The sequence below is a fragment of the Streptomyces sp. RPT161 genome (assembly GCF_027533845.1).
Taxonomy (GTDB): domain Bacteria; phylum Actinomycetota; class Actinomycetes; order Streptomycetales; family Streptomycetaceae; genus Streptantibioticus_A; species Streptantibioticus_A silvisoli_A.
In genome coordinates this window covers 1-285 of the sequence record NZ_JAPZVN010000126.1, presented here as the reverse complement: position 1 = coordinate 285, position 285 = coordinate 1, and the positions used below count along the sequence as shown (strand labels likewise).

Sequence of the window (285 nt, the reverse complement as noted above, 5' to 3'; positions counted from 1 at the left end):
CAGCGCCTGCGGTTGGTTCGCGATGATGCCGACGACCTGGCCGTCCAGCCGGGACAGCGCGCAGATGATGTTGGTGGCCCAGCGCTCGTGCACCTCGAGGAAGTCACCGTCGTCGACGATCTCCTCGATCACCTTGCGCATGTCGTACGCGCGGTTGCCGTCCGCGGGCACCAGGTCGAGCAGCGCGTCTCCGCGCCGGTCGGCCGGGTCGGTGGTGGGCAGCACCGGCGGGTTCTCGCGGTTGTTCTGCGGCAGCAGGGAGAGCAGGTAGCGGACCTCTTCCAG

General features: G+C 69.1%; 1 protein-coding gene. It reads right to left on the bottom strand.

The genetic code is table 11. The features are described 5' to 3' along the window. On the bottom strand, positions 1-285 hold a 285-nt coding region (locus O5O46_RS35210), incomplete at both ends, for a carboxyl transferase domain-containing protein (RefSeq protein ID WP_333482461.1).